This is a genomic window from Paenibacillus septentrionalis (assembly GCF_042659865.1).
Lineage (GTDB): Bacteria > Bacillota > Bacilli > Paenibacillales > Paenibacillaceae > Pristimantibacillus > Pristimantibacillus septentrionalis.
Map to the genome: position 1 here is coordinate 630,073 of NZ_JBHSTE010000003.1, position 16,898 is coordinate 646,970.

A 16,898-nucleotide genomic window follows, 5' to 3' on the forward strand; every position below is an offset into this window, starting at 1 on the left:
TATGGATATACCTGTCAGTTTTCAGTGTTTTTTTGGTGTGAAATATAAAATTTGTAAGTGAATCCAAAGTCATAGCTTAGTCCAATGGTGATGCATATCGACTAGTCCATATCGACTGACTTAGATCAACTCGTACCACGAGTGCATCCTAATCAAAACAAATATCATCCTTGCGACTGATCCAAAACCCAACTGCAGACGAATTCATTCAAAAGACTTCAGACGTATAATAATGATCAAATAATTCCATTTTTTATAATTTTTTAGGAGGTATCTCATGGCTAAACTGCTGTCAAAAAAGACCTTAATTCCGGTGTCCTCACTGCTAGCAATAGGAGTAAGTGCTTATTTGTCTATTGTGTATTTTGGATATGGCCTATCCGCCTCTGGCCTCATTCAAAACAAGCTTAATCAGCATATGCAATTAACTAACATCTACTATTTTTTCCTCTACCTTCATATCGCTACTGGCATCATCTCATTGGTGATTGGTTGGCTCCAGTTTATTAAGCCCCTTCGTGAACGAAATATCCGCCTACACCGCTTTATCGGAAAAATTTATAGCGGCAGTGTCCTTTTTTCTGCATGTTCTGGCATCTTCATATCATTCAAGGCTACTGGCGGCTGGATTTCTACTGTAGCTTTCCTAGCACTCTCCCTATTATGGCTCTATACGTTAATGAAAGGATATCGCGCAATCGTAACTGAACGCAATCCGCAACATCATCATAGATGGATGTTTCGAAACTATGCCTTGACCTTCGCAGCTGTTACACTACGAATCTATTTGCCTATCTTCATGCTAATATTCGGGTTTGAGCATTTTGATGCTTATTATCGCATTGTCGCTTGGCTCAGCTGGGTTCCCAATCTTCTACTGGCTGAGTGGATCATAAGACGCTCTCGATTATTCAAGACATGAAAGTAACAAGCATTAAATAACATAACAGCCGGTTCTCATTACACATCGAGAAACGGCTGTTATCGATTAGCTCAGTTTAGTTGACAGATAACATGACAGATGCTGCTTCGCGTCTTGTATGCTACTGCTCAATCATTAAACGTCTTGTCGTTATTTGTTTAATTCCAGAGGACACGCAAAGGCAAATGATATATGAGAACAAAACAAGCGTGATACAAATGAGCACAATTAACGGAATGTTGATAATAAATTGCACGTTGCGAATTCCCGCGCCTGACAGTAAAACGGCTAATAATGGATTTGTATACAAGACGCCTAGTACACCGCCTACCCATACAGATACGATAACAACGGGCAAAAAGCTTAATGAGATTTGCGACATTAGCTGGCCAGAGGTATACCCCATTGCCCTCAGCACGCCAAATTCTTTCTTGCGCTGCAAGATCATTTTCTTAATAACGAGATAGAGAATTAAGACGACAACGAGAACGGTAATGGCAAGTACGGTGACCATGACCGTAAACACAGCAGTGGTGTAAATTTGGCTCTGACTTTGAATCGTATCCGTAACGTTCGTCACATTGGCAATTTCACTACCGTATTGCGCTTTAAGCTGTGCAATCAAGCTTGTGTTATCCACGTCTTCTGTATACAAATTCAACAGCGTACCCTCATAGTCTGGCAGCAATTGTTTCGCACCTTCTACCGTCATGTAGGTCATCTGTCCAAGATTGGTAATGGACTGACTTAAACCTGTAATTAAGAAGCTCGATGCTTCATGACCCGCATCTATCTCAACTGTATCTCCGATGTCTTTTCCTAGCAAATCAGCTACAATCCAGGAAACGGCAACCTCGTTATCGTATACGGGATAGCGACCCTCATACACTAATTGATTGTTCATCTTGCTATAATCGTCTGAAATGTTCATATAGAAGCGTTGACCGTCAATTTTCATACTTGTCATATCTAACACGGCAACCTTCGTTACGGGCTCCATCTGTTCAAGCTCTAATCTTATCCGCTCGGCTTTTCCACTATCGGTGATTTGCAGCATAATATTCGAGGTTTCTGCTCCTACCAGATGAATAAATGCTTTTTTCTCTTTCGCAATATTATAATACAGCACGACCGCAAATATAGATGCAAATGTAATAGCTGCAACTATAATAGAGATGATGACATTCTGCTTAACATTCATGAACGAGGTTTTTCCAGCCAGTAACAGCTGCAAAGGACCCTTTGAATCAAGCGGAACTCTATTTTTCTTAAAACTATGCGTGACGATTCCGCCTCTTAGTGCAACCACGGGAGCCATTCTAAAAATACGCAAGGCTGAGAAACCGACTACTGCAGCAATTAATAACAGAATCACCGCAATGCTAATGAGATTCACCAGTGGCAAAAAGCTCGAATTCCATATCAAACCTGATAACGTCGTAACGACACTTCCAAACACAGGGAGAATGAGGTACGATGCTGCCGTTCCCAGCATACCTGCACAACTGGCAATTACAACAAATTGCAGCAGCATTGATAGAATGACTTGATAGCTTGTATAGCCTAGTGCCTTCAACACGCCAATGTTATTCAGACCTTCTGTAATGGTGTTGCTCACTCTAAATTGAATCACGATTAACGCTACTGTAATAATGACAATGGCAAATGCAATGAGAATGAGCGTTATAATATTAATCGTCATCGCGCCAACACTTTTTACAATTTCACTATCCAGCCCGGCAAATAAAGGTGTTGCCGAGCTCATCCCTGGAGGGTCTGGAAACTCCTGATAAAACTCATTTGTAAAGGTATTAATCTGTCCACTATCTTGCAGCTTCACAGAATAAAGAAGTCCAGCCACAGCTTCATGCTTCTCCAGCTCCCGGAAATCTTGCTCAGGCATAAAAAACTTCATTATTCCTGTATTCGGTACCCCCATCATTGCGCTTTCAAAGAAACCAATGATCGTATAGTCATATTGGCGATCATCAATATGCAACGCAAAGGAGTCTCCCAACTGGTAACCAGCATTTAACTTGAAGCTATAAGGAGCATAAATCCCATTTGTATACGTTGGACCAGGCAGCTGCTCAACTAGATGAATAGGTGAAAACTGTCTATCAAGCTCTGCCTGCTGGACAACAACACCGGAGCTCATATCCGTATCCCCATATGCAAAGGTTGCATTAGGTGACCAGATAACCGCTTCTCTTTCAGCTTCTGAAACTCGTGAATCCTGCTCAATATAGTTATAATAGTCGGGCTGTTCATTCGAACGGTTAAGCAGGATAATAATATAGGGCTCATCAAGCTGCTCGAATTTCTCATCAAAAAAAGTATTCATTTTAAAGACTAGCGTAAGGCTGACATTGAGCAGAATGCTTGCGATCAAAATCATGAAAAACAGAGAAATAACTGAGCTTTTCGAGCCCTTCATATAAGATAGGGCAAGATTCCACAGCTTCATCCTACCACCCCATCTCATTTAGAAAGGCTTGGAGCTGTTGCTGTCGCTGCTCGCGATTATTGTTGTAATACGGATCTAACCGCAAATCCCCATAGATCATGCCATCACGCAGGAAAAGCACCCGATTACCGCGCAGGGCTGTTTTCAAATCATGTGTAACCATGACAATGCTCTGTCCATTTTCATTCACACTACTCAATACATCGAGCACTGCATCACTTGATGAGGAATTCAATGCACCAGTTGGCTCATCTGCAAATACAATTTGCGGACGATTGATAAGTGCACGCACAATTCCGACGCGCTGAGCCTCACCCCCAGAAAGCTGTGAAGGGAATTTGCTCCAATCGCGCTCCTGCAGCCCTACATGACTTAACAATTCTTTGGCCTGCTTAATGACTTCCTTCTTGTTTTTACTTACAAGCAGCCCGCTTGCCAAAATGTTGTCGAGCACGCTCATATGATCCAGCAGGTTTATATTTTGAAATACAAAGCCGCAATGCTTTCTACGGAACAAGGCTAGCTGATCCTGATTGAGCTTACTGATGTTTTTGTTATTGAATAGGATGCTGCCAAGTGTAGGCTGATCCATTCCGCTTAGCGCATACAGCAAGGTTGACTTTCCTGAGCCCGAGGCACCCATAATAACCGTAAAATCACCTTTATGCAGCGTCAGGTCCAGATTTTTCAGTACATGCTGCTGGTTGCCTCCCGTTGAGTAGGTTTTACACAGCTTTTCCGTTACAATCAATGATTCAGACATGCCCACACCATCCTTTTGTATATGTCTCTTTAATGGATTCGTTAGCTTTATCATACAAAAGAAACGATTATTGAATCTTTATCCAATTCTTAATTGATTCTTAAATATGGAATAAACGATTCGCATGTCTTTCTAAAGCTTGTACGAGCACTCCTTAAACCATTTTAATTTGCAGCACAACGGTAAACCCGTTTTCGTGATTAAAGCCGTATATATGTCCCTTCATCTTGTTCATCAAATACTTTGAAATGTAGAGTCCTAATCCGGAACCGCTATGTCCCTCTGCATTGCTTCCACGATAAAATTTATTGAACATAAGCGGAATTTCATCCTCCTTGATGCCTGACCCGTAATCGCTTATGTGCAGCTCCAGAAACTCGTTATACATCTGAGCTTCAATCGCAACCGATGTACCTGCATACTTATAAGCATTGCTTACCACATTGTCAATAACCTGCTGCAATCGATTAAGATCGGTGAGCAGCATGCATTCTGGAATGTCGCCGCAACGAATACGGTTATCGTAATTGACCGACTCGATCATCGGCACTAGCGCTGTACTTGGCTCCTCGGTTACAATCACCTTCAGCTCATTTAGTTCCTCAAGCGTTGCATGGAACATGTCGGTAACAAGCAAATGAATTTGCTCTGACTTGGAAAGAATCGTGTTTAATTGCTTGATGCTTTTTTCGTCCTCTGCTCGCAGCAGCATCAGCTCACTGACTGCCTTGATCGTGGAAACAGGCGTTTTAATATCATGACTCAAGCTTGCAACAAGCTCCTTTTTACTACGATTGGCTTCATACTCGCTTTGCCTTGCAGCTGCCAGCTCCTCTCGCATCATATCAAAGCTTTCCGTGAATGCGCCAAATGGATTGTTCTTCATCATGTGAAGCGGTATATCCAAATTCCCTCTAGCAACATGCTGGGCAAATTGCTCAAGCTGCTTAAAAGGCTTAAATATAACGCTATGAATATATATAATGTACATAACTAAAAATAGCGCGATCATCGTGAAAATAAGTAGAAGTGCGATGATGAGCTGTTGCTTGACCTCTTGGACAATAGACTCATAGCTATCATAAATCAACACTTTCCCGACCGCCTCTCCCTCGACGATCACATCAAGAATTATGCTGCGATTTTTTAAAGCCTCGTTAAGGGACGAATCGGCCTCCTGATGGCTCTGATAAATTAGTCCGCCCTTCGCATCTATAACAGAAAAAACAGCCTCGTCGCTATTCTGATAATGACCCGCTTCAACGCTTGGCCAATGACGTTCCACAAGCTTTACTATTTCATTCGCAGCTACAATATCGACCTGGTTATTCAAATCATTTCTTTGCAGTAGCCATAAGGTACATACTACGCTGCTAACCAGCATAGCCACACTTAAATAAATAAGCCCTCTTATTCTCATAACGTATCCTCTAGCATATAACCCGTTCCCCAAATCGTTTTTATGTATGCAGGCTCATTCGGATGCTCTTCAATCTTTTCGCGCAAATGGCGGATATGAACGTTCAGCGTACCATCCCCTGTAATGACATCTCCCCATACATTGCGAAACAGCTCATCCTTCGTCACGATCCGATTTTTATGCTCTGCCAAGTAGCATAACAGCTTAAACTCCATCGTTTTGAGTGCAATCTCTTGACCTCTAACTTTAACCCGGTTCTTGTCTCGATCAATAGACACATCGCCAAATGCTAATGTCTCAGCATGCTGCTGACTGGCTGCTTGCGTTTGGCCATAACGCTTCAGAACAGCTTTAACTTTAGCAAGCAAAACGCTGAGCGTATACGGCTTATGAATATAGTCATCCCCGCCAATGTTCAAGGCGATTAGAACATCATCGTCACTCGATCTAGCGCTAATAAATAATATTGGAATTTGTGTCGTTGCTCTTAGCTTTTTACATAGCGCGAAGCCAGAATCCTGCCCCAAATTAATATCTAGCAAAATGAGCTCCACGCTGTGCGTTTGGAAAAAATTTAGGCAATCATCCGCATTCGTAACGTATGCGGTTTTCACATCAAACATATTGAAATATTCGCTTGTTGTTTCGGCAAGCTCCAATTCATCATCTACTATTAAGCATTGAATATTCATTAGCAGTCTCCTATTCCCCATTCCTCACTTACCACTAACATATCATATTTTTACTGCATACTGCGTTACATTTCATGAGTACAACGGACAAATAAAAAAGCAGATGAGCATAAGTCATCTGCAAATGTCGTACCATGATTCAATTGATCTTACGTATTCAAAAGATAAAACGTTCCTGCCACAATCCCAAGTGCAACGCCTGCAATAAGCGACCATTTTACAGTCGATTTCCACTCTGCTGTTCCAATCACAAAGTATTCTTTGAAATTCACAGGATCACTCCTTCGTCCATTTATTCAAAATTATACCAATTATATCTTGTATCATCAATACTGATCCTATAGCGTGAGGTTTAACTCAGCTTAAATTTGTTAGTGGCTAATGTTGCGTAATTTCAATCTAAAGATTAGTATGATCAAAAAGTGGTGGGCAATCGCCTCACCACTTTTCTTGTTCCTTAATATCTTTGAAAAACCATGCGCTCGATAAATACTGCTGCCTCGGCACGTGTTGTTGCTGATCTGGCATCAAGCTTCTCGTTATAGCCTTGGATGATATCATGCTCAACTAACGTAGCCAAAATAGCTTTAGCATAATTGGCAACCTTGGATGCATCCGAATATGAAGCTAAAGCCGTATTATCCTTAACGAGGTTAAGCTTCAGCTCCGCCACCTTCTCTACAGCCTTATACGCCATAACAAACATTTCCTGACGCTCAACCTCTTGCTCAGGCTTAAATTCACCAGAAGAATAGCCATTAATGATCCCTAACTGCTGTGCAGCTGTAACAGCTTCATAGTAATATGCAGCTGTTGAAACGTCAGTAAATGTTCCAGCTGCAAGCTCAGATGAAGACTCTATGTCAGCCGTTAAACCTAGGGCACGCATGAGCATAACGATAAAATCAGCTCGTGTCACGGCTTCATCGGGAGCAAAATGCTGTTCATTAATGCCATTAATGACGCCTTTGGCAGCAAGCATACTGACCGCCTCATGAGCCCAATGCGTATCCGGCATATCAGTGAAGGCTTTGCTGCCTAACAGCATAGCATATGTGCCTAGCTGATTGGTTTTCCAGCTCATTCCGTGGAACTTCTCATTATAATAGGCGTTTGGAATTGGTATGCTTGCTCCATCGTGACTAATGGACCGAATAGTGAGCTTGCCAAGCTTGGTTGCCTCCTCGGCGCTAGGCGTGTACGGTATAAACAGCTGAATTGAAGGAACCGAGAGCTTTCTGCTCAGCAATTGACCGTTATAATACACGTCAAAGCTAACAATTGGGTGTCCCCGTACCTCAACCGATTGCTTCGAAGCTTCCGCTTCTGCAGACACATCACGAATTAGGAAGATCCACTCCTTGTCTAATGCCTGATTTGGCTCGCTTGCCATTAACGCATCGTCAAGGGGTTTATTCACGTCCTTAATGAATGGTTGACCCAGCTCATTATAAAGGGCTTGGGCGGGAATAACGATGCTTCCAACAGGTGTAATCATTTCAATATCGTATGCTTCTTCACTTGCTGAAAATAATTGTGATGGCAATTTCAACTGGTAGAGCTTCTCTTTTTGTGTTGCTCCAGTGCCTAAAGCAATCGTAATTCTTTTTTCCGCCTGCTTGTTCATTGCGGCAATCGCTGCGATAGCTTGATCTGGAGTAATTTCACCCGTTACTGTTCCATCGACAATTGTTCCATTCAGGTTAACATATGTTGTCTGCTCAGGACTTGGCACGCTAGTTGGGGATTCTGGATGGCCAGGCTGGCCTGGAGCAACATTATTGTTCGGGGCAATGAAGGTTAAGAAATCTCCAAGCTCAATATTTCCCTCATCATCACGACCAATTTCTAATGGAACTTCAAGGCTCTTAAAGTTGCTCGCATCAATTACTGTACCTGCCGAATTGGCAAATCGCGTTCCATCATAAAAGTAATTAGTTTTAGCTTTAGCAGAATCGGGCACTTGATCCTTTGCTATCTGTTCTGTGGCAAAGGAAACGAATCCGTCTATCGTAAAATTAGGCGCAATATGATTATAGGTTGTAAATACAATATTGCCCTTTGGATTGTTGAAGCCGATATTGTTGTAGGCGATGACTCCCGGGTTACTGTTGCTGGTAAAACCAGCGGTTCCATTGTGAAAAGCAATGCTGTTACGAATGATGTGCGGAACGTGAATGCCTTCGCCACCTAGCTTAAATCCATTGCCGTCTCCCTTCAGTTCTGTACTGCCCATCGGATAACCGTTGTTAAAAGCTATACTGTTCTCAATCGTAACCGCGCCTATTGCTCCTGAGCCTGCCTTCGTATACAAGTCCCAGCCATCATCTACATTATTGTAAGCAATCGCTCCGCGAAAAACATTGCCCACGCCAGAGGTCAATTTTGCTGCAAAGCCGTCTGCATTGTTATCAGAAGGGTCGCGGTTGGCGAATGACGTGCTATTGAGAATCAAATTATAGGATGGCCAATCGGCAATATTATTGGAATCATCTGTTCTGCTAATTTGCAAGCCAGTATCCCCATGCTCATAAAAACGACAAAGCTCGATAATATTGTGGCTGCCGCCTACGGTAAAACCCTTCGTGTTACCCGCAGAACGCGCAAAATCTATTCCGATTATATGCCAGTAGTTGCCGCTAAGTATGACTCCTTCAGATTTTTTGTCAAAATCAATAACAGGTCGCGCACTTGCTGCCGCCTTCAATGTTTTGACAGCTTCAGCAGTTCCATCATTATATTTCTCAATGCTCAGCTTGCTATTGCGCACGTAATGCCCATCTTGCACAATGATCGTTTGGCCTGGTGCAATGTATTTGATTGCCGTGTCCAAATCAAGCGGACTCTCTATCGTTCCATCGCCTTCTGGAGTCCCATTCGGTGCAACATAGATGTCTCCTATATATTGCTTAACCGTAATCGTATAGTTGTGCACAATCGTATCATAGCTTGTTAAATATTCCGTGTCGTTAGGTGTAAAGCTGATTGTAAACCGATTGTTGCCCGGCACTAAATTGGTTGCCTGCGTAACGAGCTGATTGGCTTCAATCCGCATGTCACTGGCAATAGTCTCCCTTCCTTGCTTAATAGTTACCCATCCTGAAGTATTGGCTTTTACTTTCAGCTCGTACTTCTCAGTAGTTGAAGTTTCCAGCAAAGAAACGAGCTTTACAGCAGGCTCCAGCGGAGCAATCGGCGGCTCTACTTTAGGAGCATCGGATGCCGCAGAGGACACCTTAAGCGCTATATTATGAACTTCAATTGTTGCAAGACGCGCAGCATAAAAACCTACATACATCTTATTGTCCTGCACATTTAAAATATCGGGTGTGTACAATATGACAGGCTCGTTGTCATTGAGCTTCCCTGTGAAGCCGCTATTGGTTTTGGCTAACGTCAGTCTGTATGACTGGGCAGGATAAGTATTGTGCTGTGACGGACGCTCCTCTTGAATCATTAGAGCTCGAATTCCCTCGCTGCCGCTGCCATCAGGTGATTCAATCCCTGTTCGTACAAACAGCTGCGTGCCATTCGGATTGCGCGTTCCTCCGCTATAGCCACCGATAGCTGCAATATTGGAAGCAAACACTGAGGAATCATTAGCTGTTCCAATCGCATCTCGTGCCATAATGCCGAACGATTCTTGACCATCATGATCCGGTGATTTGGCATATTCTACAACCTTTATATCTGCCGACAGCTCAAAGTTATCTTCCAGCGCATCGAGTTCGACGTAGTAAAAGCTAATTCCGTCATGGTCTCCAGTTACCTTTCCAGCCGAGCCGCCAATCGCTTTAAGCGTAACAACACCATGTTCAGCTACTTCAATCGTATTATTGCTTGATGAGGTTGATTGACCAAAGCGAATGCTCTTCCATTCAATTGGCGCATCATCGCGAACATGCACCAACAGTTCTAGCTCTGGCAGCTCGGTGCGATTAGAAGCAATAATGAGCTTATATTCACCTGCTGCATTAGCTTGATAAGCCGAAGCATCGATGCTATAGCCATCTTCTGTGATCGCTTCCAAATCTCCGTTGTCATAAGCTATAGCCAGCTTTAACTGCGATAGATCGAGCTCCTCACCCAGCTTATACGTTGTTTTAGGGTAATTCGTTATGGCTAGTGCTACCGCTTCTTTTTCCTTGATTAGCAGTGAAAGTGTCGTTGACTGACCTCGATACGTAATAACAAGCTCCTGCAATCCGGTGACAGCTGTATTAAAATCAGATACGGTCAATTCCTCTCTTGCAATACGTTTTCTGAAGCCATCACTATACTGTCCGTATACCATTAATCCATCTAACTGAAGGGAATCACCAATATAATACGTTGTTTTACTAGGCTGCTGAGTAATTTCCAGTCCCGTTAAGCTTGCATCCGCAACCTGTACTGTAAATTCTGCCCATACATCCTCATTCTCATTTGATAACACACTCACAATATAGCTGCCTGCTGTAGTGAAGCGATGCTTTTCACCACGCTCATTGTATCCGTAGCCATCATACTTCTGGTCTTGAACGACGACTGCATATTGCTCTGGTGTGAGCTCACGATACATATATCCCGACTCATAATTAGCTTCAACCGTTAAGCCTTGCAGTTGGAGCTCATCGCCCATATAATAGCTTGTTATCGCAGGCTCATATACAATGTCCAGAGAAGTCACCTGTAAAGCCACCACCTCATAAGGCAATTTTGCAGTCTTCCCTTTATAATGAATCGTCAGCTCCTTGCTCCCCAGCTCCGAGCTGTCAAAGCCTGTTACAACATACTCCGCTTCTGAAAGCTCAATCTCACTTCCGTCTGTCCTTACAGCTGTAACAAGCAATCCTGTCAGATCAAGCTCCTCCTGAAGGCGATACGTTGTTTTCATGGCTGAAGCATCCAGCTGTATCGCCTGCACAGCAGCTGTTTCCATATTCAGCTTAATATTCGAGAATGTTACCTTAGCATCGCGCGCGACATATACACCAGCATATAACTGCTCCGAGAATAAACGCTCTTCATTAACAAGCTGGCTTTCCCCGTTTACCGATAGCGTATAGCTGTCTTGACTTTTTTCAATTTTAAGCTGATAGACTTCAGTGGCTGTCGGAGGATTAGCAGCAGTGTACGGATTGAGTTTGGTTTGCGTGCCACCGCTGCCTTCCATTACGCCAGACTTATAAAAGCCTTTTATCACCGTATCCAACGCCCCAACCGCTACATAATTGGAGGTCGTCGTTGCCGCTGAACGATGCTCGCCCACAGTATCACGCAGCATAAGGCCAAATGATTTTTGATTAGGTGTTGAAATCGCCGTATTACCATTAAAGGAATCCACCGTAGCCGTTGCCTCTAATGTAAAGCTGGTACTCGCAGGCAACTCATAGGCTAAAAATGAAATTCCTTCATCTCCCGAGGCAACCTTTCCGCCTGATGCCTCTAGCGTGTACGCTCCTGCCTCCTTGATGACAGGCTCAGGATTTTTTTCCTCGGACGTATTGCCTCCAAAGGAATAAAATTGCAGCTCGCCCAGCTCCGGCAGCGCCTCAGTAACCAATGTCAGTTCAACATTTTCGTATGTAATAGCTGCGTTGCGAGCAGTAAAAAGCCCAACATAACTCACGTCTGAAGCGTAACTGTCCACCACATAGCTTTCATCATTTACTGTGATGACAAACACATCTGACATTTTCTTAACGGTTAGCTGATAGCTGCTTCCGGCAACTGGAATAGGCAATTGCTCAGCCAGCTCCTGCTTTAATTGCACGGTGTTCGTCCGATTAAACAGCTTAATCTTCTTATCTAATGCACCAACTGCCAAATAGTCATCCTTCGCATAATCAGCTCCATGAACATAATCGTAAACGGTGTTTCGGAGCATAATGCCGAAGGACGCCTGATTATGATCGGCAATACTATTGATTGTTGCAGTAGCTGAAAATTCAAAATCTCGATCCAATGGTACGGACTGATACAAATAAGCGATTCCGTCAGTTGTCGATGATATCTTTCCACGATCATTCAAGCTTTGCATCTGAATCGTACCCTGCTCCTCCTCAACAATGCTAAAATTGGTAGAGGTTATTTTATCTTGTCCACCAACATCACCAAACACAGTAGCTTGCCAACGCGAATCAGGCTGTAGTAATGCAATTGCTGGCTCCAACTCATTAATGTTCTCCGCAGCAATAACACCGGTATTTACAGGTAACAGTAGCAATGTTGCCAATAATGAAGTGAGTATCTTACCTATCATACGATCATCTCAACTCCTTGCTCGTTTTTTTGTATCCGCTTTCACACTTTCCCATGTCCCTGCTTTTGAACTTATATCAGATCTTGCTGCTTTATTGCACATGTCATAACCTTGATGCTTAGACTCTTTTTTGCTTCATCACCCGCTTTCTGTGCTTTATTCAAGCTACTGCCAGTAGGTCTCAAAAGCCACCAAGCTCTATTCAGCATTTCAGGCTGTAAACATATATTATGCTGCTAGCATTTTGTGCTTCAATAATCATGTGAACACAATTTGTGAATCATGTAACCGTCATGCCATAAAACTACCATTGGGCATGTTCCATTTCTTAAAATAGTAACAAAATGCTTATTGCATTCTAAAATGATTACTCCGAAGACAAAACACATATAACCCAAGCAAACATTCAACGTCGTGAGTATGATGCAATAAGAAATTTGTGGAGGGGAATGCTTTTGCCTGAGCCTGGTGTATCTATTATTACATGCGCGAATCATCCTGATTTTTTTATGAATATTATGACTAATTACTTGATTCAGCGTTATAAACGCAAGGAGTTAATTATCATTATCAATAAAGACAGCATTAACTTGGAAGAGTGGAAGGAAAAAACAGCGTACATTCCTAACGTCACGATCTATAAGGTACCCGAGCGGATCTCATTAGGACAATGCCTGAATTGCGGCATTAGCAAGGCCAAATACCCTATTGTAACTAAATTTGACCATGATGATTATTATTCGCCAAACTATCTCAAGGAGCAAGTCAAGGCGCTCCTGCGTACTGGAAGCTCAGTAGTCGGCAAACATGCATGCTTAGTCTATCTGGAAGCTAGCAAAAAGCTTATTATTCGATCTCCTTACGAAAAAAATAAATATGTTGGATTCGTTCAAGGCGGAACTCTCATGTTTCGCAAGAGCATCCTTAAACATGTGCGCTTCTCAGACATTACGCTCGGCGAAGACGTCAAATTTTTACGAGACTGCTCTGATAAAGGCTTTACGATTTATGCAACTACTCCTTCCAACTATGTCTACGTTCGTCGCAAAAGTAAAAGCAACCATACGTGGCGAGTAAGCGATCAACGATTCCTGCAAGGGAGCCATCCTGTTGCCGTGACCAAAAGATTTCGCGACTACGCCATTCGTAAGTTTTAGTGTATTGATTGGTTTTTCATTCGTGGATTGCATACTTGGCCCCCCATGCTAAGTATGCAATCTCTATAGATTCATATCATATAACGTGTTTCAGCTTAAGTTTATTCACAATAACCTATACATCGACACCTTTTTCTTCTAATCATTAAGCTCTATAATGTATAAATGTAAGCGTTTTTTAATGTAGTTTTTTATACCATCACTGAACTGAGAAAAGGAAAGGGTTGAATTCAAACATGACAAAGCAAGGCTTTAATCCTTATCTTCCGTCCTGGGAGTACATACCAGATGCTGAGCCATATGTGTTTAATGATAGAGTTTATGTTTACGGCTCACATGATCGATTCAATGGACATGCGTTTTGTCTAAACGACTACGTTTGCTGGTCTGCCCCGGTAGATAATTTAGCAGATTGGACTTATGAAGGAGTTATATATCAGAAATCAGACGACCCGCTAAATGTTAAAGAAAATATGTGTCTATACGCACCAGATATTACAGTTGGTCCTGATGGCAAATATTATCTTTATTATGTACTAGATAAAGTTCCCGTAGTGTCTGTAGCTGTTTGCGATACTCCTGCGGGGAAATTCCAGTTTTATGGATATGTTCACTATCAAGATGGTACTAGATTAGGCGAACGTGAGGGGGATCAGCCTCAGTTTGATCCAGGCGTATTAACTGAAGGGGATAGAACTTACCTGTACACTGGCTTTTGTGCGAAAGGCGATAAGTCGAGAAAAGGAGCAATGGCTACTGTCTTAGGTTCTGATATGCTGACCATTATTGAAGAGCCTGTATTTGTCATGCCTAGTGAACCTTATAGCGCAGGGAGCGGCTTTGAAGGGCATGAATTTTTTGAAGCACCTTCCATCAGAAAAAAGGGCGATACGTATTATCTCATCTATTCATCGATTGTGATGCATGAATTATGCTATGCGACAAGTAAATACCCTACTCACGGATTTACCTATCAAGGCGTCATTGTGAGCAACAACGATATGCATATCGATCATTATAAACCAGCAGATATGCCGATGTTCTATGGTGGAAACAATCACGGAAGCATCGTACAAATCGGTGATGATTGGTATATCTTCTATCATAGACAAACCAACGGAACACATTACAGCAGACAAGGCTGTCTTGAAAAAATTACATTCAACGAAGATGGAACAATTGACCAGGTTGAAATGACCTCTTGTGGTCCGAATGGCAAGCCTTTAGCTGGTCGCGGGGCATATCCAGCTTATATTGCATGTAATCTATTTTGTAATGAAACGGAAATGTATACCGGCACATACGGTGCATGGATGGATGGGCGTTTCCCTAAAATTACACAGGATGGTAAAGACGGCGATGAAGAAGCAGGCTACATCGCCAATATGAGAGATGGTGCAACGGCTGGGTTCAAATACTTCGACTGCCATGATATTCAACGAATCGGGATTAAAGTTCGCGGCTACTGCAATGGACATTTTGAAGTGAAGACTGCGTGGGACGGCGAAGTGTTGGCGACAATTCCAGTTGCTTTTACAAATGTATGGACAGACTATTCTGCTTCAATATCCATTCCTAACGGCGTACAGGCTCTTTACTTCACCTATAAGGGCGGCGGAAACGCCAGCTTAGCTTCGTTTACGTTAGAATAGAAGGAATATCTCCAGTAGAAAGATTATCAACGACGAAAACCCGAACTATAATACGAGATGCTTTTGGGGTCAGTCCCCTTACAGAATTTCGTTATAGTTCGGGTTTATTTTTGCTGTATCTTTCTCCCTATCGTTAATAGTTTGTTAATATTCTCGTTATAAATATTCAAGAATCATTATCTATACTAAGATTATGCAAGAACAACATAAACAAGCTCATGCTTCCGTTATCTGTCACGATGAAGTAATGAGGGTAAGAAAAAAAGGAGTGGAGAATATGAGATTAAAATTGACATCAAAAGCGATGATTGCTTGTGGAATTGGTGCCTGTTTATTCGTAACAACAGCATTCGCAGACATGCTGCTAGGTTCTGGCTATGACAAATTAAAGAAATCAGCTAAGCATACCACCGAACAGCTTGCTGCACACTTAGACAGCTATACGATGGAAGGGTCATTAAGCGTTAAAATTGATGGTGAAAATCTAGTATACGATTATATCAATGACAAATACGATTTAAAAAATGAAAGGCAAGAAAGCATATCCGTAAACGCTACTTTCCAAAATCAATATGAAACTTACAGATATCGTGATCGCGAACAATTGGTACGGAAACATTCTGACGACGCGAATTTGTATGTAAGTCAGTATTCAGAGGATTATTATGAACGCTTCCCCTATGACACCGTCGGTTTCCCAGATCCGTTCCATCAAGACGGTGCTGCTGAGGTTGAAAAAATTATTGATGCCGTAGTAGGTAACTTGCAAAATCTCGTTCTAGTCGAGAATGCTGATCATGGTGGATACATCTATAAGGGTAACCTTAATGCTTCCCAGGTTCCTGCACTTGTCAATGCAGTCTCTTCTTACTTTATCAAGAATAACTATAACAATGAACGTAAGTACAATAAGGCTACATATTTACCAGAACTATCTTCCGATCTATATATTCAATCGGTTTCCGGTGAAGTTCAAGAAAATGCTGACGGATTAATTACAAAGGTTAACGGAGAGCTTCTGCTAAGCGGAAAAGATGTGGATGGTGTATCCCATACGATTGAAGCTACGCTTGATCTTGAAATTAAAGACATTAATGCGACCGTTGTAGAAACGCCAGATTTAAGCAATGCTATTGTAGAGACGATATCACCTGGCTATCAAAATCAAATGATTAATGAAAATACAGCGGGCACATACATCAATAATATCGTAATGGAGCATGAGGGGAAAATTATTAAAATCGGTGAACGCACGCTGGACATTGATTCAATTTCTAAGGATGGCATCGTTGGCAAGTTAAGTGAAGTCGTCTACGAAGGCTATGAAGATCAATATCGTGCCAATCAGTATACCTTCACAGGAATAGAAGTATTAAGTGGAATTGTCGTTATTCACTATACAGACGACAAAGGCAATGAGAGCACCGCGGTTTCATACAAGCAGACTCTTGATTCTATTACATTCGAGCCAGACGTTAAGGTGGATATTCATGATCATGGCAGTTATAGCTACTCTTCAACATCCTTAGAAAACTTCAATTCTACATTCTTAAAAGTATTCGAATAAACCTAACCACAGGT

At 42.2% G+C, this 16,898-nt stretch carries 10 protein-coding genes; 4 read left to right on the forward strand and 6 right to left on the reverse strand.

Translation table 11 applies throughout. From position 1 onward, the window contains the following. The first annotated feature begins 277 nt into the window (after nt 1–277). Nucleotides 278–922 (forward strand): DUF2306 domain-containing protein, encoded by a 645-nt coding sequence (locus ACFP56_RS11445; protein WP_379234490.1) that lies wholly within the window; start codon nt 278–280, stop codon nt 920–922. Between the two features lie 121 nt (nt 923–1,043). Here the strand turns inward: ACFP56_RS11445 and ACFP56_RS11450 are convergent, their stop codons facing one another. The 6 genes from ACFP56_RS11450 to ACFP56_RS11475 form a co-directional block, all read right to left on the reverse strand. Then, nucleotides 1,044–3,389: an ABC transporter permease gene (locus ACFP56_RS11450; RefSeq protein ID WP_379234492.1), complete on the reverse strand. Its 2,346-nt coding sequence runs from the start codon at nt 3,387–3,389 to the stop codon at nt 1,044–1,046. 1 nt (nt 3,390) lies between these two features. Next, nucleotides 3,391–4,152: an ABC transporter ATP-binding protein gene (locus tag ACFP56_RS11455; RefSeq protein WP_379234494.1), complete on the reverse strand. Its 762-nt coding sequence runs from the start codon at nt 4,150–4,152 to the stop codon at nt 3,391–3,393. A gap of 154 nt (nt 4,153–4,306) precedes the next feature. Then, nucleotides 4,307–5,572: a HAMP domain-containing sensor histidine kinase gene (locus ACFP56_RS11460; protein WP_379234497.1), complete on the reverse strand. Its 1,266-nt coding sequence runs from the start codon at nt 5,570–5,572 to the stop codon at nt 4,307–4,309. Next, on the reverse strand, nt 5,569–6,264 hold the full coding sequence (locus tag ACFP56_RS11465; RefSeq protein WP_379234499.1) for a response regulator transcription factor: 696 nt from the start codon (nt 6,262–6,264) through the stop codon (nt 5,569–5,571). Before ACFP56_RS11465 ends, ACFP56_RS11460 begins: the two co-directional genes overlap by 4 nt. Nucleotides 6,265–6,413: 149 nt before the next feature. Further along, nucleotides 6,414–6,536 carry a hypothetical protein gene (locus ACFP56_RS11470; protein WP_379234502.1) on the reverse strand — a complete coding sequence of 41 codons (123 nt, stop codon included), beginning with the start codon at nt 6,534–6,536 and terminating at the stop codon, nt 6,414–6,416. 185 nt (nt 6,537–6,721) lie between these two features. Beyond that, nucleotides 6,722–12,508: a bacterial Ig-like domain-containing protein gene (locus ACFP56_RS11475; protein ID WP_379234504.1), complete on the reverse strand. Its 5,787-nt coding sequence runs from the start codon at nt 12,506–12,508 to the stop codon at nt 6,722–6,724. Between the two features lie 455 nt (nt 12,509–12,963). On the opposite strand from ACFP56_RS11475, the gene ACFP56_RS11480 reads away from it, so the two are divergent. The 3 genes from ACFP56_RS11480 to ACFP56_RS11490 all read left to right on the forward strand — a co-directional run bounded on the left by ACFP56_RS11480 (nt 12,964) and on the right by ACFP56_RS11490 (nt 16,884). Beyond that, nucleotides 12,964–13,665: a glycosyltransferase gene (locus ACFP56_RS11480; protein WP_379234507.1), complete on the forward strand. Its 702-nt coding sequence runs from the start codon at nt 12,964–12,966 to the stop codon at nt 13,663–13,665. 236 nt (nt 13,666–13,901) lie between these two features. Then, nucleotides 13,902–15,317, forward strand: coding sequence for a family 43 glycosylhydrolase (locus ACFP56_RS11485; protein WP_379234509.1), 1,416 nt, complete (start codon nt 13,902–13,904; stop codon nt 15,315–15,317). Nucleotides 15,318–15,594: 277 nt separating this feature from the next. Continuing rightward, nucleotides 15,595–16,884, forward strand: a complete 1,290-nt coding sequence (locus ACFP56_RS11490; RefSeq protein ID WP_379234511.1) for a hypothetical protein — start codon at nt 15,595–15,597, stop codon at nt 16,882–16,884. Nucleotides 16,885–16,898 lie beyond the last annotated feature (14 nt).

What these genes read in the sequence shown, in the direction of transcription:
- ACFP56_RS11445 (WP_379234490.1), top strand. Translation starts at nt 278, where the DNA reads ATGGCTAAACTGCTGTCAAAAAAGACCTTAATTCCGGTGTCCTCACTG.
- ACFP56_RS11450 (WP_379234492.1), bottom strand. Translation starts at nt 3,389, where the DNA reads ATGAAGCTGTGGAATCTTGCCCTATCTTATATGAAGGGCTCGAAAAGC.
- ACFP56_RS11455 (WP_379234494.1), bottom strand. Translation starts at nt 4,152, where the DNA reads ATGTCTGAATCATTGATTGTAACGGAAAAGCTGTGTAAAACCTACTCA.
- ACFP56_RS11460 (WP_379234497.1), bottom strand. Translation starts at nt 5,572, where the DNA reads ATGAGAATAAGAGGGCTTATTTATTTAAGTGTGGCTATGCTGGTTAGC.
- ACFP56_RS11465 (WP_379234499.1), bottom strand. Translation starts at nt 6,264, where the DNA reads ATGAATATTCAATGCTTAATAGTAGATGATGAATTGGAGCTTGCCGAA.
- ACFP56_RS11475 (WP_379234504.1), bottom strand. Translation starts at nt 12,508, where the DNA reads ATGATAGGTAAGATACTCACTTCATTATTGGCAACATTGCTACTGTTA.
- ACFP56_RS11485 (WP_379234509.1), top strand. Translation starts at nt 13,902, where the DNA reads ATGACAAAGCAAGGCTTTAATCCTTATCTTCCGTCCTGGGAGTACATA.
- ACFP56_RS11490 (WP_379234511.1), top strand. Translation starts at nt 15,595, where the DNA reads ATGAGATTAAAATTGACATCAAAAGCGATGATTGCTTGTGGAATTGGT.